The sequence below is a fragment of the Arcanobacterium urinimassiliense genome, from assembly GCF_900119495.1.
Classification (GTDB): Bacteria; Actinomycetota; Actinomycetes; order Actinomycetales; family Actinomycetaceae; genus Arcanobacterium_A; species Arcanobacterium_A urinimassiliense.
Genome location: NZ_LT632435.1, coordinates 1,266,986 through 1,287,862 on the forward strand (window position 1 = coordinate 1,266,986; position 20,877 = coordinate 1,287,862).

Genomic DNA, 20,877 nt, shown 5'->3' on the forward strand with positions numbered 1-20,877 from the left:
TAAGAATAGCTGAGCCCTCCGAAAAATTTTTTGCCTCCGGAGAATCTTCACCTACCCAAAGCAGACTCCACCTAGCCAAAGCAGAAAAGAGAGCCCGCTCTCCTCAGATTCCGCTTCCCTGCCCCACGCGCTAGACTTAAATACGAATAATCAAAGAAAGAAATTAAATCTCAGGCGGGCAGAGCCGCGGAAAAGCGAGGTTGCTATGGATATTAGCGTAGGGGTATACCATTCAGATGTGACGCTTACCCTGGATGTAGATATGAATGCAGAAGAACTTACTTCCGCCATCACTGAAGCCTTAGAGGAACAAAAACTACTGAAATTACCTGGGAAAGATGGCAGCCAACTTATAATACCGGCCTCTTCACTTAGCTATGTGAAAATTCTGAAAGAAGAGCAACGGCGGGTAGGGTTTGGCTTTATTTAAAAAGAAAGTTTATTTATAGTAATGACGCAAATATCCGGAATTGTTGATACTTCTCACTCCGCCGTTCCACAAGAACCGCAAACAGCTGCTGATATTAGTGGCACTGGCGAAGAAATGCAGCTAGATAAAAAGAGTTTTGCAGATTTTCATATTTCACAGCCAGTGGTAGAAGCTTTAGCGGAAAAAGGAATCGTCCACCCCTTTCCTATTCAGGCTCTTACTTTGCCTATTGCCCTGAAACGAGCCGATATTATTGGTCAAGCAAAAACGGGGACGGGGAAAACTCTCGGCTTTGGTTTGCCGATGTTAGAAAACGTAGTAGGAGAAGGTGAAACCGGCTGGGAGGATTTAGAAAACCCGGGAGACCCTCAAGGGATTGTAATACTTCCGACCCGAGAGCTGGCCAAGCAAGTAGCCAATGATTTACGTGACGCAGCTGCAAAACGCCACGTACGGATAGTAGAGATTTACGGCGGAAAAGCTTACGAACCGCAAGTAGAAGCCTTAAAAGCGGGAGCGGAAATAGTAGTGGGCACTCCCGGGCGGCTGATTGATTTACTAAAGCAGCACACTCTGCGCTTGCAAAATGTGCAAACTGTGGTGCTAGACGAAGCCGATGAAATGCTCGATTTAGGATTTCTAGAGGACGTGGAGACGCTTCTGGCTGCCACTCCTCCTAATCGGCATACTATGCTCTTTTCGGCCACTATGCCGGGCCCGGTAATCGCCATGGCCAGGCGCTATATGAGCAAACCGACGCATATTCGCGCGCAAGATCCGCGCGATGATTCCACCACGGTAAAGAGTGTGCAGCAAGTAGTCTATCGATGCCACTCCTTGAATAAAATAGAAGTGGTAGCGCGGATTCTCCAAGCTCGCGAGCGCGGATTGACCATTATCTTCACGAAAACTAAACGCACAGCTTCTCAGCTGGCAGCAGATTTAGAAAAGCGCGGTTTCGCCACCGGTGCCCTCCACGGAGATTTGGGGCAAGGAGCGCGCGAACAGGCGATGCGAGCTTTCCGAAAAGGAAAGATAGATGTATTAGTGGCCACCGATGTGGCAGCGCGGGGAATTGATGTAGACGACGTCACCCACGTCATCAACTATCAATGCCCAGAAGATGCCAAGATTTATTTACATCGGATTGGGCGCACTGGCCGAGCCGGCAATAAAGGCACCGCAATTACTTTCGTAGATTGGGAAGATTTAACCCGTTGGGCAGTAATTAACAATACTTTGAAATTAAATTTCCCTACGCCAGTGGAGACTTATCACACTTCGGAACATCTTTACACTGATTTAGATATTCCGACGGAAGTGACTGGAAAACTGCCGCGCGATAAGCAGCTGCGAGCTGGGTTGGCGGCAGAGGAAATTGAGGATTTAGGGGAAACTGGTATTCGGAGCAAACGGAGGCGCTCGAGCCAAGCTAGTGGTTCGCGCCGCCGCTCTAGTGAAAAAACATCCCGACGCCGCACCCACAAAGCTGCCCGAGGAAGTAAAAGAGATAAAAATAGTGCAGCGGCGAAAGCACCTTCGCCGCGGAAGCGGAAGCGAATCCGCAAATAAGTAACTATTTTATTTCTGGCTGCAACACCGGTAAGTAAGTATCGGCGCAGAGAGCAGAAAATACTTCTGGGCTAGTGCAATTTTCTCCTAATCGGTTAGGTTTCCCCCGCCCGTGGTAATCACTAGCACCTAAAGCGGCTAAGCCTAACTCCGATACCAGCTTCGCCAAAGAATCACGCAACTCGGGTAAATTGTCACGATGCGCTACTTCTACTCCGAATAACCCCGCATCTCTGAAAATGGAGAAAGCAGAATCAGAAATCATTTGCCCACGTTTCGGGGCGCGGGGATGCGCCAGCACCGCTTTCCCACCGGCTTTCACTACCCATTCGATAGCTTCTAATGTACTAGGAGCATACTGCGGTAAATAGTACTTACCACTCGGGTGCAAGATTGTGGCAAATGCAGCACTACGATCCGGCACGTAGCCTTTTTTCACTAAGACATCAGCAATATGTGGCCGCCCTAGAGAGCGGCTCCGCTCTCCCTCCTCCACTACCTCTTCCCAGGTAATTGGATAGTCGAGTGCAATTTTTTCCACCATTTTTTGTGCACGCTCTTGGCGAGAAGTACGCAATTTTTCCTGATGTAGCCGCAATTCGGGAAACTCTGGATTAAAAAGGAACCCGAGCAGATGCACGCTTATATTTTCCCAGCGGGTACTGATTTCCATTCCCCGCACTAAACTCACTCCGCTGCTATTTACCTGCGCAGCAGCTTCTTGCCAACCGGCGATAGTGTCATGATCAGTGATTCCCACTACTGTTAAGCTCGCTTTTTGGGCAGAGTATAGGAGCTGCTGGGGCGTATCGGTACCATCTGAGCAGTTCGTATGCGCATGTAAATCAATAAGCATATATAAAGGATACGTGGAATAATTGCCTATATGAGGGATGCAGAAAAAATAACCGCTGAAATTGAAAAAAGAGCCCGGGCTCGCTCCCATAGCCCAGAAAATAGTGCTTTCCAAAAATTTATCGGAGAAGATTGGGGAGAAAGACCCGCTGGGCCAGCTCGAGCAGAGGTAGCAGATTATACTCCCGCTCGCCGAGCAAAACTCGGAGAGCTATTTCCGGAAGAACGGCTCGTATTTCCCGCGGGCATTTATAAAGTACGCTCTAATGACACCGATTACCGTTTCCGCGCCCACTCCGCTTTCGCACATTTAACGGGTCTAAGCGCTGAGCAAGAGCCTAATGCGGTATTAGTGCTGCACCCCCAAAAAGAAAGCAGTACCAGCGGAAACGCTAACAACAGCACCAGCGGTATCACCCATCGTGCCGTCCTCTATTTTCATCCGCGCACCGCACGCACCGATGCCGAATTTTATAACGATCCACAGTACGGAGAATTTTGGGTAGGAGCGCGACTTTCTAAGGCAGAAATGAGCACACTCACCGGCTTGGAAGTCAAAAATATTACCGAACTAGAAGCAGATTTAGAAAAAAATCTCGGCAAAGAGGTAAAAAATCTGCGTATTATTCGCCGGGTAGATAAAAACTGGGAACAAAAAGTGGCAAAACTGCGCTCTCGCTTTTTGCCGGAAATAGCGGAAGCAGAAAGTGCGGAAAAAGATTTCCAATTGGAAGAAGCCGCCTCCGAATTGCGCTTACGGAAAGATGCTTGGGAAATTGCCCAGATGGAGGCAGCTATAGCGGCAACTGCGCGCGGATTTCAAGAAATAATTAAAGAATTGCCGCGCGCGCGCCAGCATGTACGCGGAGAGAGAGTAGTGGAAGGAGCCTTTAGCGCTCGGGCCCGCGAAGAAGGAAATGGGCTGGGATATGAAACTATTGCGGCTAGCGGCAACCACGCCAATACTTTGCATTGGATTCGCAATGACGGCCCGGTACGGGAAGACGATTTAATTCTTATTGATGCAGGAATCGAAATAGATTCTCTCTATACAGCAGATATCACCCGTACTCTCCCCGTCAGCGGTTCTTTTACGCCCATACAAAAGAAAATCTACAATGCGGTACTTGCGGCGGCAGATGCAGCTTTTGTGCGCGCTGGTGAGCCGGGGGTGCGCTTCCGCGATGTACACAGTGCCGCTATGGAAGTAATAATTGCAAACCTGCAAAATTGGGGAATTCTTCCGGACGGCGAAGCGGGAGAGTTTGCTCGCATGCAGCAATATTATCGGCGCTGGATGCCCCACGGAACTTCCCATCATTTAGGAATAGATGTACACGATTGTGCCCAAGCACGCCGGGAAATGTATCAAGAAGCGCTACTCGTGCCAGGCATGATTTTCACTATTGAGCCCGGTTTGTATTTTCGGGCAGATGATTTGAAAGTCCCTCCGGAGTTCCGCGGAATTGGCGTGCGCATAGAAGATGATATTCTGGTGACAGAATCCGGAGTCCGCCGGCTCTCGGAATTTATACCGCGCAGTGCCACCGCAGTGGAGAATTGGATAGCAGAAATACAGGGTAACTGCCTAGAGGAAAGACCGGAAAATGAGTAAAGAAGAGCGCCCGACCCGCATTTATATTGGCAGGCTAGCAGGCACTACCGTATTCGACCCTATCGGCGATCGGGTAGGGAAAGTGATGGATGTAGTGGTGCTTTTCCGTCTACTCTCTGCCCCTTTAGTGGTGGGTTTGGTAGTAGAGGTAGCGGGAAAACGGCGCGTATTCATGCCGCTCACCCGCATTATCGCCATTGAAAATGGGCAAGTAATATCCAATGGGCTGGTCAATTTACGCCGTTTTTCGCAGCGCTCTACCGAAACTTTAGTGGTGGGAGAAATTCTCGATCACCAAGTTGATTTTAAAGATGGCAGTGGGAAAGCTTTTATCGAAGATGTGGCGATGGAGAGCACTCGCGCGCGCGAATGGCGCCTCACCTACCTCTATGTGCGCATGGCAAAAGGCGGGAAAGATGCCGGAAATAAGATCATTACCCCTATTTCCGAAGTGACTGGTTTAGCCTCCAAAATTGAAAACCAAAAAGCGAGTGCGTTAATTTCCCAGTTAGAAGGATTAAAAGCTCCAGATGTGGCCGATGTGTTGCGGGAACTTCCCCATCACCGGATGGTCTCCGTAGCCAGTCAGCTCCGCGATGCTCGCCTTGCCGATGTGCTCGAAGAATTGGGTGAAGAAGATCGAGAAATCATCGTAGCGGGCTTAGATATTGAGCGCGCCGCCGACGTGCTCGAAGAAATGCAACCAGACGACGCCGCCGACTTAGTGGCCAGCCTGCCTAGTGCCCAAGCCGAAATTTTACTAAGTCGAATGCAACCGGATGACGCCGCCGACGTACGCCGATTGATGTCCTATGGAGAAAGGACTGCCGGTGGCTTGATGACTACTGAGCCAATCGTACTACCGCCAGATGCCACGGTAGCTACTGCACTTGCTCACTCGCGACGTGCCGATGTGCCCCCCGCACTGGCAACGATGGTATTCGTCTGCCGTCCACCTCTTGAAACTCCGACGGGTCGATTCCTGGGCGTGGTACATCTGCAGCGTGCACTCCGAGAACCACCCGGCACAATGTTGGGAGAAATTTTAGATACAGATATCGAACCGGTCTCCCATGATGACGGTATCGGTACGGTGACCCGCTTATTAGCAACCTATAATCTGACGGCTATTCCCGTAACTTATGAAGGTATTCTTCTCGGCGCAGTATCAGTAGACGACGTCCTCGACCACCTGCTGCCAGCCGATTGGCGCGAATACGACGAAGGCGTGCTGGATGCGGCAATAGATGAACGCCACGGAATGCTGCACACTAAAGCAGCAAAACACGAAGCTTTGCAGGAGGGGTGAGAAATGGCCGAAAATTTTGATCAACCACTAGATAAGAATGCGCGCAAAATTCGATCTAACCGCTCCCGTTGGGATAGTAACGCCACTGGGGTGGTGGCAGAGCGCATTGCCCGTTTTACTGGCACTCCCCAATTCTTGATTTACTTGACGGTATTCGTCGCCCTGTGGATAGGGTGGAATACTCTTGCCCCGGAAGCCTGGCGTTTTGACAGTGTGGAAATTGGTTTTACTGCTTTGACGCTAATGCTTTCCCTGCAGGCTTCGTACTCCGCGCCCCTAATTCTCTTAGCTCAAAACCGCCAAGATGACCGCGATCGGGTAACTGCCCAAAGAGACCGGCAGGTGGCAGCCCAGAATTTGGAAGATACCGAATACTTAGCGCGCGAAATTGCCGCTTTCCGTATCGCGATTTCGGAAGTAGCTACGCGAGATTTTATTCGCGGAGAGCTACGCGATGTAGTAGAAGATATTAAGAAATCAGAGATTCCACCGCGCACTTTAAGTGATAAGAATAAACGCATTGCCGAGTTGGAAGCCCGTATCGCCAAATTAGAAGCGGAACTGCATGGTTAGTATTTTCTCTCTAAGTGACTTTCTTAATATCGCCCCTGTATTAGCCCAGTTAGGATAAATATATGAGCTTACCGACTGTAGAAGAAATAACCGCGACTCTCGCCACCGTAGTAGATCCGGAAATTCACCGCCCTATTACGGAAATAAATATGGTGGGAGATATAGATATTAACCCCGCAGGGGTGGCAAAAATAGAAATTCGGCTCACCACTGCCGGCTGCCCCTTAAAAGATCAGATAAGCAGCGAAGTAAAAGAAAAAATTTCTGCTCTGCCGGGAATCTCGCAAGTCGAAGTGGTTTTAACGGAGATGAGTGCGGAGCAAAAAGCGGATTTGCGCAAGAAACTGCGCGGAGGCGTGGCACCAAAAGTTATTCCTTTTACCCGGAAAGAAAATTTGACGCGTGTATACGCTATTTCCTCTGGAAAAGGCGGCGTAGGGAAATCTTCCGTCACGGTTAATCTCGCGGCGGCAATGGCGAAAAACGGGAAAAAAGTAGGAATTGTAGACGCTGATATCTACGGATTTTCTATTCCCCAAATGATGGGGGTAACTACTCCTCCGCAGGTACTCGAAGGAATGCTTATTCCTCCCGTAGCGCATGGCGTAAAAGTAATTTCTATCGGCATGTTCATGGAAGAAAATACTCCCGTCATTTGGCGTGGCCCTATTCTCCATCGCGCTTTAGAGCAGTTTTTTGCTGATGTGCACTGGGGTGATTTAGATGTGCTCTTTATTGATTTACCTCCGGGGACGGGCGATGTACCTATATCGATTGCTCAGCTTATCCCGAAATCAGAGATTATAGTCGTCACTACTCCCCAAACTGCTGCCGTAGAAGTAGCAGAGCGAGCTGGATTAATGGCGAAACAGACGCAGCAGCGAGTAGTCGGCGTAGTAGAGAATATGTCCTATCTGGAACTGCCAGATAATACCCGAATGCCTATTTTTGGCAGTGGCGGCGGAAAAGAAGTGGCAGAGCAGCTGAGTAGTATTTTAGAATACAAGGTGCCTTTATTGGCAGAAATTCCCTTGGAGCAGGCGCTACGGGAAGGCGGAGACGCCGGCGTACCGATTGCGATACAAGAAGAATCTAGCCCCGCCCAGCGAGCTCTCCAGGAAGTGGCAGAGCAGCTCGGTAAGCGTGCCCACGGTTTAGCCGGACTTTCCCTCGGAATTTCTCCACTTTAGCCTATTCCGGGCTAAAATAGAGAGCACAGAGCAGAGAGGATTTATTAATGGGGCAAAATAAAGCCGCTTCGTGGGCTTATGCAGAAGAGCAGAGCAATGAGCCGGAATTGATTGCTCAGGCTCGCGCAGAAGCGGAAGAGTTGGGAATTGTTTCTCTCTCTCCGGCTACCGGCAGATTTCTCGCTCTATTAGCTTCTCTACCTCATATTCATAGTATTGCTGAAGTAGGTACCGGCACTGGCGTAAGTGCTCTCTATATGCTGGGAGCTTCTCCGCAGGCAGCTATTACTACTATCGATATTGAAGCAGAAGCACAAAACTATGCCCGCCGGCATTTTTCCCAACTCGGTTTGCGCACTTCCCGGTATCGCCTAATCAACGGGCGTAGTGCTGATTTACTTCCTCGGCTTGCCGATGCCGCTTATGATTTAGTGCTTATTGACGGAGACCCTTTAGAAGCAGCCGGAGATACTCAAGAGGCAGTACGTATGCTGCGACCGGGAGGAATTCTTCTCGTAGCCCACGCTCTAAATGGCGATAGAGTAGCTAATCCGGCTCGCCGCGATGAAGCTACAGTAAGTCTGCGCAATTTAGGCTTAGAAATTTTGGAATCAGAAGCACTGCACTCATCTCTGATTCCTTTAGGAGATGGGCTACTCGTAGCTGTAAAACGCTAAACTAACCCCAAATACTCGCTACCGCTAGCCCTAATCACGACGACTAACCCCAAATACTCGCTACCGCTAGCCCTAATCACGACGACTATCCCCTATTTCACTACCGCCGGCCCTTAAAAATAGCTGAATCGACAGCGGTGCAAGTTGCGTTAAGTAGCAGTGCGAGTTGCGTTAATCTTCTAGAGGTTAACTATTTTCCCCAGCACTTCGTAAAGTTCGGCTATTTCTTCTTCTCCAAACTCTAATACCATGCGTCCACCGCCTTCGAGAGGAATACGCAAAGTGGTACCGCGTATATCACGCTCCGCCTCTAAGGGGCCATCTCCAGTACGCGGTTTCATTGCTGCCATTAGTTCTCTCCTTCCCGCGATTACTCGCATTACTCTCTATTCTACGCGAAATAACGGAAAAGCAAGAAGTAAATTTTTCTGCCGACTACCGAGCTGTTTTTTCTGCTCTTTTTTCGTCAGCTAGGCGATGGATGCCTTTTTGCAAAGCAGCTATCACTTCTTCACAAGTATCTACAACCGTAAATAACTCCATATCGCTCTCATTGATCATTCCCTCAGCTAAAAGGCGCTTCTCAATCCACTGGGCTAAACCAGCCCAGTATTCTCTCCCCACTAAAATTACTGGGAATGAAGATATCTTATGCGTCTGCACGAGAGTGAAAGCTTCAAAAAGTTCATCGAGAGTACCAATACCTCCCGGCATTACGATGAATCCTAAAGCATATTTGACGAACATCAACTTACGTACAAAAAAATAACGGAAATTAATTCCAAGATTTACGTACTCATTCATTGACTGCTCAAAAGGCAATTCAATTCCCAGCCCAACTGATACGCCACCCGCCTGCGCAGCTCCTTTATTAGCTGCTTCCATGATTCCCGGGCCAGCGCCCGTAATTACTGCATAGTCTAACTCCACCAGCCGCGCAGCTATTTTTTCAGCCAGTTTATAAAATTCGCTATCGCGGGCAGTCCGAGCTGAACCGAAAATAGACACCGCCGGGCCGAGATTGGCCAAGGCATCAAAGCCTTCTACAAATTCCGCTTGGATGCGCAGTACTCGCCAATTATCTGAGTGCACAAATTCGGTATCTTGCCGGGGGCGCAGTAAATTCGCATCCGTGGTTTCAGTAGGAATCTGGGAACCCCGAAAAAATATGGGGCCTTTCTGATATTTCTTATTCTGTCTTTCTACTTTCTTCACACTCTCAGAATATCGATTGTGAATAGTAAAACCCAAAAAATACCAAAACTACTCCCACAGCTTTCTTTAGCGTAAATTTTCTAAAGCAGCTGGCAGATTATCCACTACCTCTTTTACTCGCTGCGCCTGCTCCTGCGTGGTCACGAAAAGTACATCGGCACATTCCACCACTACCGCTTTTTCTATTCCCAAGACGACGACGGGCTTTTCCGCGCTGTATATTAGCGCATCCGGAGCCGCTAGCGTCTGCACCAAAGCTTTTGCATCCCGCGGCAGTTGCAGAGGATTACCCGGCGCCGCAGCTGGAGCTTTTTTCGCTAAGACTTCCGCCAAAGATTTATAATCCCCTACGTCTGACCAACCCATTTCTACTGGCACTGTAGCTACCCCGCCCTCTTTAGCTAGCGGCTCGGCGATTGCGTGATCGATAGCTATTTTCGGCAATTTTTCCCAGATATCAGCGATAGCCGCCCCGCGATTGGGAGTATCCCAGGCCGCAGCGAGATCATTCAAGCCGGCCGCTAATTCCGGTTGAAAACGCTGCAGCGCGGCCAACAGCACAGATGTCCGCGCGATAAACATTCCCGCATTCCATTTGTATTCGCCACTTAAAAAATAATTGGTGGCGATTTCTTTTTCCGGTTTTTCTAAAAATTCTGCTACTGCAAAAACGGGAAAATCTGCCCGCGCCGCCGGAATAGACAATTGCTGTTGAGCATGAATATAACCAAATCCGGTGGCAGGAAAATCTGGGGTAATGCCGATAGTGGCCACATAGCCAGCAGCAGCCGCCGCAATCGCAGAATCCAATGCTCTCTGGAAAGCTAGTGTATCTTCGATGTGGTGATCGGCGGCAAAAGAACCAATTATCACTTCTCCGTGCCGCCGCTGCAAAATCGCTGCCGCTAACCCAATAGCAGCCATGGAATCACGCCCACTGGGCTCTGCAAGTAAGTTTTCAGCCGCAATCTGCGGCAATTGCTGGCGCACCATAGGTAAATGCGCTGCCCCCGTCACAATCACAATGCGCTCCGCTGCCTGCGGAGCTAAGCGATGCACCGTTTCCTGCAGCATACTTTGGCCACTGTTGGTTAAATCAGTAAGAAACTTCGGAAAATTACGCCGCGAAATTGGCCATAACCGAGTACCGGCTCCGCCGGCTGGAATAATGGCATAAAAATCTTCCCGCATGCTATTTTCCTTTCTTTCTTCTTTTTCTCAGCTGCAGTTTTAGAGTTATTATTTTCTTCCACCCTACTATGCAGCTTTTACATTAATCCACTAAGCCAAAAATCCTACTTCTCTGCCGGCAGTATTACTCCAGTAAAAGGATCATGCGGCCACTCCAGGGTAGCTGGAACGGTTTTGGTGACGTAGTTAGGGCACTCTTCTATATGCGGAAAAAATTCCTTATCTGGGCGCAGCTGCGCAGGCGGATTAGCGGTAAAAGCAGCCGCGATAAGGGTGATACGCGCCGTTAGATTCGCCCAGAGTAATAAGGTGGCTAGAGCAGCGAAAGAAGCCAGTAATGGATTGCCAGCTCCAGCAGAGATGACGGCAGTGCCTAGAGTGCGCAAAATAGTGATTGCTGCTCCTCCGCCCGCTGCACCGAGCAGCAAATCGCGGCGCGGCGGGCGGCATTGCGCTTGGAAACGGAAAAGAAAAATTAAGACTCCTCCGTCGAGCACAGCACTCAAGAAGAGACTAAAAAGGCGCAGCAGGAATAGCCCGGCTGCGGAAGAAAATCCGAGTAGTTTTAGAAGCGGGACTCCGAAAAAATAAGTAACACCGGTGAGAAAACTTGCTGCTATGAGGGCAAAGCCCAGGACGAAAAATCCTCCTAGATCCCAGAGTTTTCCGGTGAGGAAAGTAGCTGGAAATTTAGCGATTCCGAAAATTGATTGAATGGCCAAACGGAGCGCCGTCATTAAGGAAAGTGCTGACCAGAGCAATAAGAGCAGGGAAAGAATCGTGAGTAAGGGGAAAGATTCTTTAATGATTAAATTTTCCGGATTTATTAAGCCCTCTGGATGGGAAGGAGTTTGTAATAAGCCCGGCAAACGGCTATTGAGTTGGGCGGTTAGGCGAAGAAAAAATTCTCGATTGCTGCCCAAGAAAAAAGAAAAGAAAGTAAAAGCTAAGGTGAGTACACCCGCAATTGTAAAAATTACTGTATAGGCGATGCCACCTGCTAATAGGTTTCCCCGTACCGCTCCGTAGCGCTGCATTGCCCGCACTAGGCGCAGATTCAAAATCTGTGCAGAAACCTCTGCGAGCCGTGTTTTCCCCTGCTCCCGCCGGCACTTTTTCAGCTGCTGCTTTTCCGAGTGAAGCGAAATATCAGAAGCCGGCGGCGAAGCAGAAAAATTTTTATCTACCATATTTTCCGTAAGTAATTTTCTAGCTATTTGTATTCAATTACGAGCGGCGCATGATCGGAAAAACGCTCTGCATAGCTGGGAGCCCGATCTACTCGCTGCATAACAGCACGAGCAGCCAAATCAGCGTCACTCATCTGATAATCTATGCGCCAGCCAGCGTCATTATCAAAAGCTTTCCCCCGCTGCGACCACCACGTATACGGCCCTTGTATATCTCCAGCTAAGTGCCGCTGCACATCCACGTATCCAAATTCGCCAAACCACTTATGCAAATAAGCAATTTCTTTATCCAATACCCCAGAAGTCTTATTATGATTAGACTTCCAATTTTTTATATCTTTTTCGCCATATACGATATTGAAATCTCCAGCCACCAAAATATGTTTTTGCCGCGGAAAAGCCGGTATTTGCTGTAAGCGAGTGCTCACTTTATCTAAATGTGCATATTTAGCTTGCATTTTCTCCGGATTATCAGCCACTCCTGAATGCAGATAGGCACTTACGAAAGTGGTTTCTAATTCCGGTACGTCTACCTCGAGCCAGCGCCCCGTATCTACATCCGGCGCCGCGCTTCCGCCTGCCGCAGCCGGCAAACCTATCTGCACTTCTCCCGCAGCATATTTTTTCTGCAAAGCAATAGCTACCCCAGCCCGGCCTGCCAGCGCAGATGCATGAGCAAATACCTGATAAGAATCCCCTATTAGCTCCGGCAATAAATCCTCCGGCGCGCGTACTTCTTGGAGAAGTAGCACATCGGGAGAAGTCTCTGCCAGCCAAGCGGAGAATCCTTTTCGCACTGCGGCGCGGATTCCATTTACATTACAGGTAGCTACTAACATTTATATTTCCTTATCCTAAGCACAAGAGTGCAGCTGCCGCTCCGCAGCTTCTACGATATTCACCAGCAGCATAGCGCGCGTCATCGGCCCGACTCCGCCGGGGTTCGGGCTCATATAACCAGCTACTTCCGCTACTTCTGGGCTCACATCGCCAATAATATGAGTTTTTCCTTCCTCATCTGCATAGCGCGTAACTCCCACATCAAATACTGCAGCTCCTGGTTTGACCATATCGCCTGTAAGTAAATGTGCCACACCTGCCGCTGCCACTACAATATCGGCTCGGCGCGTATGCGCAGCCAAATCTGTAGTACCAATATGGCAAGAATCGACGGTGGAATTAATATCTGCCCGCGTCAAGAAAAGTGAAAGTGGGCGCCCAGCTGTTTTCCCCTGCCCTATTACACAGACATTTGCGCCATCCCAATTCACTCCCCCACGTTTACCTAACTCCACAATTCCCCGGGGAGTACACGGAGCCGGAGAGCAGAGTGGCTGCGTAGTATTAAGCACTAAACGACCCAAGTTAATTGGATGTAATCCATCTGCGTCTTTCTCCGGAGATATCCGCTCCAGCACCTGCTCCGTATCGATTCCAGCTGGTAATGGCAGCTGCACAATAAATCCAGTGCAAACCGGAGAAGCATTAAAAGAATCTACCGCGGAGAGTACATCTTCGGTGCAGGCATTTTCTGGCAATTCGATGCGCATGGATTTAATTCCCACTTCTGCGCAGTCGCGATGCTTTCCCGCCACGTAAATACGTGATCCGGGGTCTTCACCTACGATAATGGTGCCTAAACCCGGAAAAATTCCCTCTGCGTGTAAATCTTTTATCCGCTGCTGCAGCTCTGCCTTTATCTCTGCCGCAACTTGGCGTCCGTCTAGTTTTTGCGCAACCATATTATTTAGTTTGCTCCAAGCCAGGATAAAGAGGGAAATCCGCAGTCAGTTTAGCTACGCGCGCTTGTAGCTGTTCCACATTGGCATTCTTCCCCTCGCGCAACGTAAGAGCGATAATATCGGCCACTTCCCGGAATTCCTTTTCTCCAAAGCCTCGCGTGGCCAGAGCTGGAGTACCAATCCGCAATCCCGAAGTGACAGCCGGCGGGCGAGGATCGAAAGGTATAGAATTCCGATTTACCGTAATTCCCACTTCATGCAGCAGATCTTCCGCTTCTTGCCCGTTCATTGCGGAGTTACGCAAATCAACTAATACTAAATGCACATCTGTACCGCCCGAAAGTACCGAAACGCCTGCATCTGCCACGTCTTTTTCCAGTAGACGCTCCGCCAGAATGCGCGCACCTTCCAGAGTGCGAAGCTGGCGATTCCGGAATTCCTCAGTCTGTGCAATTTTCAACGCAATAGCCTTGGCGGCGATTACGTGCATAAGTGGCCCGCCTTGCTGCCCAGGGAATACGGCGGAATTGATTTTCTTCCCCAGCGGCTCCGCCGATTTAGCTAAAATCATTCCCGAACGTGGCCCACCAATTGTCTTATGAATAGTAGTGCTCACTACATCGGCATAAGGAACCGGACTGGGGTGGAGATCAGCTGCCACTAGCCCCGCAAAATGTGCCATATCTACCCACAAGTAGGCGCCCACTTCGTCAGCTATTTCGCGGAAAGCAGCAAAATCAATATGCCGCGGATAGGCCGACCAGCCTGCAATAATTATCCGGGGGCGCACTTCTAAAGCTTTTTCCCGCACTGCGTCCATATGTATTAAATAATCTTGCTCATCTACCCCATAAGATGCACAGTTATAGGTGCGGCCCGAAAAATTAATTTTCATCCCATGTGTGAGGTGACCGCCGTGGCTGAGTTCTAATCCCAGCACCGTATCACCCGGTTTAGCTAGAGCATGATAAACCGCCGCATTGGCCTGCGCTCCCGAGTGTGGCTGCACATTCGCGAATCCGGCATGAAATACTTTTTTTGCTCTTTCGATTGCCAAATTTTCGGCGACGTCTACAAATTCACAACCACCGTAATAACGCCGCCCCGGATATCCTTCCGCATATTTATTGGTAAGTACTGATCCCTGTGCTTGCATTACTGCGCGGGGCACAAAATTTTCCGAAGCAATCATCTCCAGCGTATGGCGCTGTCGATCCAATTCATTATCCAGTACAGCAGCGATTTCCGGATCCAGCTCTGCTAAAGGAGCATTTAATAAATCTTCCACCATTATAAAAGTTCCTCCTTTGCTGCCGGCCTATTACCCGGCGGCACTTCCACTTCCTCAGCATATATCACTGCAAGCGGCTCCTCATTTTCTGCCCACGATGTGGTTAAAGCAAAATATAAGTTTATCCTATTGTGGCTAATTTCGATTTTTCTCCGCTTTCCTCTATGCTGGAAAAATGACTTCGGAAACGCTTATTTTCACTATGTATTCCCCCGACCAGCCCGGTATCGTCTACGCCGTAACCGGTTTACTGGCTTCGGTAGGCGGAAATATCTTAGAATCGCAGCAATATAACGATGCCGCTACCGATAGGTTTTTTATTCGTATTAAGGCAAATGTACCGGGTGGGCGCAGCACTATCGAGGCAGCATTTGCACAGTTAGCAGCTAATTTTCAAATGACTTTCACCATTTCCGAAGCTCCTCGCCCCACTCGCACTCTTATTATGGCTTCTAAAGAGGCGCACTGTCTTTCTGATTTACTTACTAAACAGCATGATGGGCGGCTCCCCATTGAAATTGCCGGCGTGGTAAGTAACCATGAAATTCTCCGCCCCTTAGCTGATTTTTATAAAGCAGATTATTTTCATATTCCTATTACCAAAGAGACAAAAGCAGCTGCGGAAGAAAAATTACTTGAAATTATCGAGGAAAGAAAAGTGGAACTGGTGGTGCTCGCGCGCTATATGCAGATTATTTCTCCAGAACTCTGCGAGAAACTGGCGGGAAGCATTATAAATATTCATCACTCTTTCCTGCCCTCTTTTAAGGGGGCCCGTCCCTATGCGCAAGCCCATGCCCGCGGGGTAAAACTTATCGGCGCTACTGCTCACTACGTGACGTCTGATTTAGACGAAGGCCCGATTATCGAGCAAGACGTAGTACGCGTATATCACGACGATACTCCAGCTGATTTAGCTGTAAAAGGCGCGGAAGTAGAGCGGCAAGTACTTTCACGCGCGGTACGCTGGCATGCAGAGCATCGCATACTTCTCAACGGCACTCGTACAGTTATTTTTAATTAGATTCTTAAATAGCTGATCTATGCTGCACGATACTAAAACTGTGCTCTGCGCTGTTTATCTAAATAGCGCGCCCCTAATCCAAACCGCGCAGACCTGCCCAGCGGGAAAGTTCTTTCCTATTGGAGAGTTGTAGTTTCCGCAGCACTGCCGATACGTGACTCTCAACTGTTTTTATAGATATAAAAAGCTCCGCCGCAGTTTCTTTATAAGTATAGCCGCGCGCAATTAGCCGCATTACTTCCTGCTCTCGCGCCGAAAGTTTATCTAATTCTTCATCGTAGGTCGCTACTTCGGCGCGGCCGCCTCCAAAAGCATCTAAAACGAATCCAGCTAATCGCGGAGAAAAAGCGGCGTCACCTCCTACTACCAGCTCCAAAGCAGCAGTCAGCTCTTTACCATTTATTGACTTAGTGACGTAACCGCGCGCGCCTGCTCTCACTACAGCCACTACGTCATCCGCCGCATCCGATACCGAGAGTGCGAGGAATTTAGGAGGAGATGCCAGCTGATGCTGAATTCTCTTTATTACTTCGACTCCGCCGCCGCCGTTTCCACCCGGGAGATGCACATCTAGCAATACGACATCACAGGGAGTAGTAGAAATTACTTCTATAGCTTCTTCTACTGAACCAGCTTCTCCTACCACTTGGAAATCTGGGCGCTGCTGGGTAATCTGCAGTACGATGCCTTCTCGCACTAAATCATGGTCGTCTACACAAATAATTTTCATTAAATGTCTCTTTTCCCGCTTCCAGAATTCCGCTAGTTATTAGCGCAGAAAAATTACTCCGCTTTTATCTGCTTATCAGCAATCGGTGTAGATTTTTCTTCCACCGGCACATCTAAGTCTGGTTTTCCTTGCCGATAACCAATATAGACCTCCGTGCCCCCACTCGGTAAAGGAGAACGCACTAGGGCTTCTCCCCCGATTCGCTGCATTCTTCCGATAAGAGAATCCCGAATTCCCGCTCTGTCACTGGGAATATCAGCAGGGTCAAATCCCGGGCCCCGATCACGCACCCAAATTTGGCAATTTTGCTCCCCAAACTCTGCGTAGACGGATATCGGCATATTGCCACCGTATTTACAGGCATTAGTAATCGCTTCGCGCGCGGCTGCCAAAGCCGTTTGAATGGCAGAAGTGGGCACTATATCGCCGCTAATTACTGTTTCTACTTCCGCCCCATACTGCCGCTCCAAATTTTGGGAAATCTTTTGTAACTTGGTGGCAGCAGAAGTATCGCTGTCTTTTCTATCGGCATATAGATAACTGCGTAATTCTTGCTCTTGCGTGCGTGCTAAACGGCGCACTGCCTCTGCATCATCAGCTCGTGCCCGGAGCAAAGCCAGAGTCTGTAATACAGAATCATGCAGATGCGCAGCTATATCAGCCCTGGCATCGGCACGGCTTTTTTCTACTGCTGCTTGGCGCAAATTGCGCTCCATGCGTATTCCTACTGGATAAAGCACCAATGCCAATACCACTACTACGGCAATTCCGGATTCCAGACCTGCCAATACTGGAGATAATTCGCTGCCCGCGGTGACCATTAATACTCCCCCGATAGCGGCGACGGCTGATCCACCGGCCGCAAATAATATATCTCTCCTACTAGCCGCGCTGGGGAGCGTCCAAGCTATTCCCGCTCCCGTCACTATAAGTAAAATCGGAAACGTGATTCGGCGGGGATATGCCCAGGAATCTACAAAAGAAATACTTAAAATTACTGCTGCCAACAGCAATAAAATAGCTACATAAATTCTTTGATCGCTGGTCTTGGTATTCTCCTGTAACGGAGGAATCAACCGCCGGCGCTGGAGCGGAATTTCCTCATTTTTCGCGATATGTGGAAGAGTAAATAGGAAGAAGATATAGAGAAATGGCGTGATCAGAGTAAAAGAAAAAATTAAAAAGCAAAGGCGCCACCACTTTACCGAGCCGCCCAGATGTACGGCTAGACCTCGGCAAACTCCAGCAATCATATAGGGATGCCGCCGCGCCAATACGGGGCGATTTTTTGCCCACGTAGCTCGTAAATCTGCGTATTCTTCCTGCGGTAAAGAACTCATATTTTGATATTCTCATCTTTTTCTAATTACGAGAAATCTTTTCCAGATAAATCAGGGTTTTTCTCCATAAATCAGGGACAATTCGGGGTGTTTCAGGGTAGATAGCACTTCTGTATCCATTAAGAATAAGAAATATGAAAACATTTTTTGCAACTATGCGGACTTATCCTTATCGCCGCACAAACGATAAGATGCTCGGCGGGCTCTGTGCCGGATTGGCACATCGCTGGGGTTTAGCCCCCACCTTCGTACGCCTCTTAGCACTGCTGCTACTCCCCGTCGGTTTAATTTCACTTTTCTTATACGGAGTATTTTGGCTAATTATTCCCGAATACCGAAGTGAAAAAATTGTTTTAGAAGATGCACTCAACGGGCAACCAACTCCGAGTCTCGCTATTGCAATAATTTTTATCATCCTCGGTTTTTCTTCCACCAGCTATGTATTCCGCGCAATTTTAGGAATAAGCCAGGTTTTCTTGACGCCGCTCGCCATTATTTGCTTAATAGCTTTTGCTTTTATAACTATTCTGGCGTGGGGGCGGGCACGTAAACACCCTGAGTTACGCCAAAACCAGAACACAAATATGCCACCTTCTCCAAACTCGGATCTGAATCTTGCACTAAACCCAGATTTGGCCCCTACCGCAAACTCAGATGGCACAAATGCCGAGAATACTACCAATTACTCCAGCGCAAATGCCTATAATTTTACCGATAACTCCACTTTTACTGACAGTTCCGCCCCCGCCACTGCGGTGAAAGCAACCGATGAGCCTTTCTCCGAAGCTGACCACTTCCCCATTACCCCACAAGTATCTTCGCGCTATATTGCACTTACTGTGGTAGCGATATTCTTGACCTTTGCCGGGATTCTCCTCTTTTACTCTTCCACGCTCGGAGCTTGGCTCGCAGCTAGCGGCGGAGCACTCACCGTATTGGGAATTTCCGTAACTGTAGCCGGTATTCGCGGTAAGCGCGCCACTTGGCTCACCTTTTTCACTTGGTTATCGCTTCTCGCTGTCCTGCCGGCTGTGACGTTTGCGGCGTGTATTCCTTCCCAATTCTTGACCGAAAAAAATACCCAGGTATTTTACGCTTCCCCGATCACCGGAAATACAAAGAATGTGCAAGCACTTTTCCTGATCCCACCTCGACCTTTGAGCGGATTTCAGCCGGATAACACCTACCATTTCCAGGCAGCCATTGGGACGACCGAGATAAACATAAATGAAGATGTGCCCGTAATTTTACATATAAAGGGTGGAAAATACGGCACGATGCAGATTTATCATCTACGCAGTTGGAAAGTAGTGGAAAAAGGGCAGAGCACGCTGCTTCCCGCTGCAAAGATAAATACTGCTCCACCAGCTAGTGCTGCTCCGCGCCGCCCCTATTTCACCGAAAATACTTTCACCATAGCTGATGAATACCCGGTGGATACCGACCAAGTAATAGATTCCGAATCTTATTACCGCTTATATGAAGACGAAGAAACTACTCTCTATTCACCTGCTGCAGTGCAAGATAGCAGCCATGCCGCCCACGTATATATGTATCTCAGTTTTGGGCAAGTACAGGTGTATGGAGAACCTCCAGTTGGAGTAGACGAGAAAGCTTGGGTAGAGACGAAAGGATTAGAGAAATGAGAATATCTACCACGATTTTAGGTACTTTGACGATGATTATGGGGATTGCCGCCATTCTCTTTGGTACCGGTTGCACTATAGATCTACGAGTTCTACTTATCGTCACCCTGATAACACTCGCCGCTGTAATCCTGCTGGGAGTATTCTTACCCACCAATAAAAACGCCACTACTTCTGTTGACTCTCCCAACCTAGAAGTAGAGAGCGAAAAATAGGATAATGAGAAAATAAAAGCCGGAGTCGGGAAGTAATTTCCCGGCTCCGGCTTTTCAAATATGCAATATCAGGTTACTTAATCAAACCTAATTTACGTACGGTAGCGAGCTCTGCTTCTGCCGCATCCGCATTGTGGGCAATCTGTGCTTTCGTAGCTTCAGAAAGCTCCAGGCCTTCCACGATCTCCCAATCTCCACCGCGAGAGGTAACTGGCATACCGTAGATAAGACCTTCCGGAATTCCGTAATGAGAACCATCCGACCAAACACCGGCAGTCACCCAATCGCCTTCTGGAGTGCCATTTACCCAGTTGTAGACGTGGTCAATTGCTGCTGCAGCCGCTGAAGCAGCCGAGGAAGCACCCCGAGCTTCAATAATGGCGGCGCCCCGCTTAGCCACTGTCGGTACAAAGTAATCTTGCAACCAAGCTTCTTCTACCAAGTCCGTAGCAGCTTTTCCATTTACAGTAGCCCAAGAAATATCTGGATACTGATCGGCAGAGTGATTACCCCAGACCACCATCTTGGCAATATCGGCTACCTTAGTACCCGTCTTTTCGGCCAACTGTGCAATTGCCCGATTATGATCGAGGCGCATCATAGCGGTAAAACGAGATTTCGGTACATCCGGAGCCGAATGAGCGGCAATCACCGCATTGGTATTGGCCGGATTTCCTACTACTAATACGCGAATATCATCAGCAGCGTGATCGTTAATCGCTTTACCTTGCGGCCCGAAAATGCCACCATTTGCTTCGAGCAAATCGGCTCTTTCCATGCCTTTTCCACGCGGACGCGCACCTACTAGGATTGCGATATTTGCACCTTCAAATCCCTGATTGGGATTGTCATAAATATTAATTGAATCCAGCAGCGGGAAAGCGGCGTCGTTCAACTCCATAGCGGTGCCTTCTGCAGCTTTTATTCCCTGCGGAATCTCTAAAAGATTCAAACGCACTGGCACATCATTTCCAAGTAACGCTCCGGAAGCAATGCGGAAAAGCAAAGCATAGCCAATATTTCCAGCAGCACCGGTCACAGTTACGCTTACCGGCTTTTTGAGTTCTGCCAT

At 48.9% G+C, this 20,877-nt stretch carries 21 protein-coding genes; 10 read left to right on the forward strand and 11 right to left on the reverse strand.

What is annotated here, in order from left to right:
* Positions 1 to 205 precede the first annotated feature (205 nt).
* Positions 206 to 430, forward strand: coding sequence for a DUF3107 domain-containing protein (locus tag BQ7117_RS05760; protein WP_073996599.1), 225 nt, complete (start codon positions 206 to 208; stop codon positions 428 to 430).
* A gap of 21 nt (positions 431 to 451) precedes the next feature.
* Complete coding sequence (locus BQ7117_RS05765; RefSeq protein ID WP_073996600.1) at positions 452 to 2,002, forward strand: DEAD/DEAH box helicase; 1,551 nt, start codon at positions 452 to 454, stop codon at positions 2,000 to 2,002.
* Positions 2,003 to 2,006: 4 nt separating this feature from the next.
* Here BQ7117_RS05765 and BQ7117_RS05770 read toward each other — a convergent pair whose 3' ends face one another.
* Positions 2,007 to 2,858: a PHP domain-containing protein gene (locus BQ7117_RS05770; protein WP_073997017.1), complete on the reverse strand. Its 852-nt coding sequence runs from the start codon at positions 2,856 to 2,858 to the stop codon at positions 2,007 to 2,009.
* Between the two features lie 30 nt (positions 2,859 to 2,888).
* Between BQ7117_RS05770 and BQ7117_RS05775 the strand changes: the two genes are divergently transcribed.
* The 5 genes from BQ7117_RS05775 to BQ7117_RS05795 all read left to right on the forward strand — a co-directional run bounded on the left by BQ7117_RS05775 (position 2,889) and on the right by BQ7117_RS05795 (position 8,221).
* Positions 2,889 to 4,472, forward strand: coding sequence for an aminopeptidase P family protein (locus tag BQ7117_RS05775; RefSeq protein WP_073996601.1), 1,584 nt, complete (start codon positions 2,889 to 2,891; stop codon positions 4,470 to 4,472).
* Positions 4,465 to 5,781, forward strand: a complete 1,317-nt coding sequence (locus tag BQ7117_RS05780) for a magnesium transporter MgtE N-terminal domain-containing protein (RefSeq protein ID WP_073996602.1) — start codon at positions 4,465 to 4,467, stop codon at positions 5,779 to 5,781. The genes BQ7117_RS05775 and BQ7117_RS05780 overlap by 8 nt, the downstream gene beginning before the upstream one ends.
* A gap of 3 nt (positions 5,782 to 5,784) precedes the next feature.
* Complete coding sequence (locus BQ7117_RS05785; protein WP_073996603.1) at positions 5,785 to 6,354, forward strand: DUF1003 domain-containing protein; 570 nt, start codon at positions 5,785 to 5,787, stop codon at positions 6,352 to 6,354.
* A 62-nt stretch (positions 6,355 to 6,416) separates the two neighbouring features.
* Positions 6,417 to 7,544, forward strand: a complete 1,128-nt coding sequence (locus tag BQ7117_RS05790; protein ID WP_073996604.1) for an Mrp/NBP35 family ATP-binding protein — start codon at positions 6,417 to 6,419, stop codon at positions 7,542 to 7,544.
* 47 nt (positions 7,545 to 7,591) lie between these two features.
* Positions 7,592 to 8,221 (forward strand): O-methyltransferase, encoded by a 630-nt coding sequence (locus BQ7117_RS05795; RefSeq protein WP_073996605.1) that lies wholly within the window; start codon positions 7,592 to 7,594, stop codon positions 8,219 to 8,221.
* A gap of 179 nt (positions 8,222 to 8,400) precedes the next feature.
* Here BQ7117_RS05795 and BQ7117_RS05800 read toward each other — a convergent pair whose 3' ends face one another.
* The 7 genes from BQ7117_RS05800 to glyA all read right to left on the reverse strand — a co-directional run bounded on the left by BQ7117_RS05800 (position 8,401) and on the right by glyA (position 14,850).
* The gene (locus tag BQ7117_RS05800; protein WP_084789947.1) at positions 8,401 to 8,571 is read right to left on the reverse strand and encodes a DUF3117 domain-containing protein; all 171 of its coding nucleotides are present in this window, start codon (positions 8,569 to 8,571) and stop codon (positions 8,401 to 8,403) included.
* 85 nt (positions 8,572 to 8,656) lie between these two features.
* Positions 8,657 to 9,436, reverse strand: a complete 780-nt coding sequence (locus BQ7117_RS05805; RefSeq protein WP_073996607.1) for an LOG family protein — start codon at positions 9,434 to 9,436, stop codon at positions 8,657 to 8,659.
* Between the two features lie 66 nt (positions 9,437 to 9,502).
* Positions 9,503 to 10,627 carry a mannose-1-phosphate guanylyltransferase gene (locus BQ7117_RS05810; RefSeq protein ID WP_073996608.1) on the reverse strand — a complete coding sequence of 375 codons (1,125 nt, stop codon included), beginning with the start codon at positions 10,625 to 10,627 and terminating at the stop codon, positions 9,503 to 9,505.
* Between the two features lie 104 nt (positions 10,628 to 10,731).
* Entirely contained in the window at positions 10,732 to 11,817 is a 1,086-nt protein-coding gene (locus BQ7117_RS05815) for a YhjD/YihY/BrkB family envelope integrity protein (protein ID WP_073996609.1), read from the reverse strand.
* A 23-nt stretch (positions 11,818 to 11,840) separates the two neighbouring features.
* Positions 11,841 to 12,656, reverse strand: coding sequence for an exodeoxyribonuclease III (locus BQ7117_RS05820; RefSeq protein WP_073996610.1), 816 nt, complete (start codon positions 12,654 to 12,656; stop codon positions 11,841 to 11,843).
* A 15-nt stretch (positions 12,657 to 12,671) separates the two neighbouring features.
* Positions 12,672 to 13,559, reverse strand: coding sequence for a bifunctional methylenetetrahydrofolate dehydrogenase/methenyltetrahydrofolate cyclohydrolase (locus tag BQ7117_RS05825; RefSeq protein WP_073996611.1), 888 nt, complete (start codon positions 13,557 to 13,559; stop codon positions 12,672 to 12,674).
* A 1-nt stretch (position 13,560) separates the two neighbouring features.
* Complete coding sequence (gene glyA / locus BQ7117_RS05830; protein ID WP_202613025.1) at positions 13,561 to 14,850, reverse strand: serine hydroxymethyltransferase; 1,290 nt, start codon at positions 14,848 to 14,850, stop codon at positions 13,561 to 13,563.
* A gap of 175 nt (positions 14,851 to 15,025) precedes the next feature.
* On the opposite strand from glyA, the gene purU reads away from it, so the two are divergent.
* Positions 15,026 to 15,874: a formyltetrahydrofolate deformylase gene (gene purU / locus BQ7117_RS05835; protein ID WP_073996612.1), complete on the forward strand. Its 849-nt coding sequence runs from the start codon at positions 15,026 to 15,028 to the stop codon at positions 15,872 to 15,874.
* A 73-nt stretch (positions 15,875 to 15,947) separates the two neighbouring features.
* Here purU and BQ7117_RS05840 read toward each other — a convergent pair whose 3' ends face one another.
* Positions 15,948 to 16,604, reverse strand: coding sequence for a response regulator transcription factor (locus BQ7117_RS05840; RefSeq protein WP_073996613.1), 657 nt, complete (start codon positions 16,602 to 16,604; stop codon positions 15,948 to 15,950).
* 53 nt (positions 16,605 to 16,657) lie between these two features.
* Entirely contained in the window at positions 16,658 to 17,944 is a 1,287-nt protein-coding gene (locus BQ7117_RS05845) for an ATP-binding protein (protein WP_073996614.1), read from the reverse strand.
* 134 nt (positions 17,945 to 18,078) lie between these two features.
* Here BQ7117_RS05845 and BQ7117_RS05850 point away from each other — a divergent pair, with 134 nt between their 5' ends.
* Positions 18,079 to 19,590, forward strand: coding sequence for a PspC domain-containing protein (locus BQ7117_RS05850; RefSeq protein WP_073996615.1), 1,512 nt, complete (start codon positions 18,079 to 18,081; stop codon positions 19,588 to 19,590).
* Positions 19,587 to 19,805, forward strand: coding sequence for a hypothetical protein (locus BQ7117_RS05855; protein WP_073996616.1), 219 nt, complete (start codon positions 19,587 to 19,589; stop codon positions 19,803 to 19,805). The genes BQ7117_RS05850 and BQ7117_RS05855 overlap by 4 nt, the downstream gene beginning before the upstream one ends.
* 73 nt (positions 19,806 to 19,878) lie before the next feature.
* On the opposite strand, the gene BQ7117_RS05860 is transcribed toward BQ7117_RS05855, so the two are convergent.
* Positions 19,879 to 20,877 (reverse strand): malate dehydrogenase, encoded by a 999-nt coding sequence (locus BQ7117_RS05860; RefSeq protein ID WP_073996617.1) that lies wholly within the window; start codon positions 20,875 to 20,877, stop codon positions 19,879 to 19,881.

Excerpts from the sequence above, each read along its gene's own strand:
- BQ7117_RS05765 (WP_073996600.1), top strand. The coding sequence starts at position 452 with ATGACGCAAATATCCGGAATTGTTGATACTTCTCACTCCGCCGTTCCA.
- BQ7117_RS05860 (WP_073996617.1), bottom strand. The coding sequence starts at position 20,877 with ATGGCAGAACTCAAAAAGCCGGTAAGCGTAACTGTGACCGGTGCTGCT.
- BQ7117_RS05790 (WP_073996604.1), top strand. The coding sequence starts at position 6,417 with ATGAGCTTACCGACTGTAGAAGAAATAACCGCGACTCTCGCCACCGTA.
- BQ7117_RS05850 (WP_073996615.1), top strand. The coding sequence starts at position 18,079 with ATGAAAACATTTTTTGCAACTATGCGGACTTATCCTTATCGCCGCACA.
- BQ7117_RS05855 (WP_073996616.1), top strand. The coding sequence starts at position 19,587 with ATGAGAATATCTACCACGATTTTAGGTACTTTGACGATGATTATGGGG.
- BQ7117_RS05760 (WP_073996599.1), top strand. The coding sequence starts at position 206 with ATGGATATTAGCGTAGGGGTATACCATTCAGATGTGACGCTTACCCTG.
- BQ7117_RS05795 (WP_073996605.1), top strand. The coding sequence starts at position 7,592 with ATGGGGCAAAATAAAGCCGCTTCGTGGGCTTATGCAGAAGAGCAGAGC.
- BQ7117_RS05780 (WP_073996602.1), top strand. The coding sequence starts at position 4,465 with ATGAGTAAAGAAGAGCGCCCGACCCGCATTTATATTGGCAGGCTAGCA.
- BQ7117_RS05825 (WP_073996611.1), bottom strand. The coding sequence starts at position 13,559 with ATGGTTGCGCAAAAACTAGACGGACGCCAAGTTGCGGCAGAGATAAAG.
- BQ7117_RS05785 (WP_073996603.1), top strand. The coding sequence starts at position 5,785 with ATGGCCGAAAATTTTGATCAACCACTAGATAAGAATGCGCGCAAAATT.
- BQ7117_RS05775 (WP_073996601.1), top strand. The coding sequence starts at position 2,889 with ATGAGGGATGCAGAAAAAATAACCGCTGAAATTGAAAAAAGAGCCCGG.
- purU (WP_073996612.1), top strand. The coding sequence starts at position 15,026 with ATGACTTCGGAAACGCTTATTTTCACTATGTATTCCCCCGACCAGCCC.
- BQ7117_RS05810 (WP_073996608.1), bottom strand. The coding sequence starts at position 10,627 with ATGCGGGAAGATTTTTATGCCATTATTCCAGCCGGCGGAGCCGGTACT.
- BQ7117_RS05845 (WP_073996614.1), bottom strand. The coding sequence starts at position 17,944 with ATGAGTTCTTTACCGCAGGAAGAATACGCAGATTTACGAGCTACGTGG.
- BQ7117_RS05800 (WP_084789947.1), bottom strand. The coding sequence starts at position 8,571 with ATGGCAGCAATGAAACCGCGTACTGGAGATGGCCCCTTAGAGGCGGAG.
- BQ7117_RS05770 (WP_073997017.1), bottom strand. The coding sequence starts at position 2,858 with ATGCTTATTGATTTACATGCGCATACGAACTGCTCAGATGGTACCGAT.
- BQ7117_RS05820 (WP_073996610.1), bottom strand. The coding sequence starts at position 12,656 with ATGTTAGTAGCTACCTGTAATGTAAATGGAATCCGCGCCGCAGTGCGA.
- glyA (WP_202613025.1), bottom strand. The coding sequence starts at position 14,850 with ATGGTGGAAGATTTATTAAATGCTCCTTTAGCAGAGCTGGATCCGGAA.
- BQ7117_RS05840 (WP_073996613.1), bottom strand. The coding sequence starts at position 16,604 with ATGAAAATTATTTGTGTAGACGACCATGATTTAGTGCGAGAAGGCATC.
- BQ7117_RS05815 (WP_073996609.1), bottom strand. The coding sequence starts at position 11,817 with ATGGTAGATAAAAATTTTTCTGCTTCGCCGCCGGCTTCTGATATTTCG.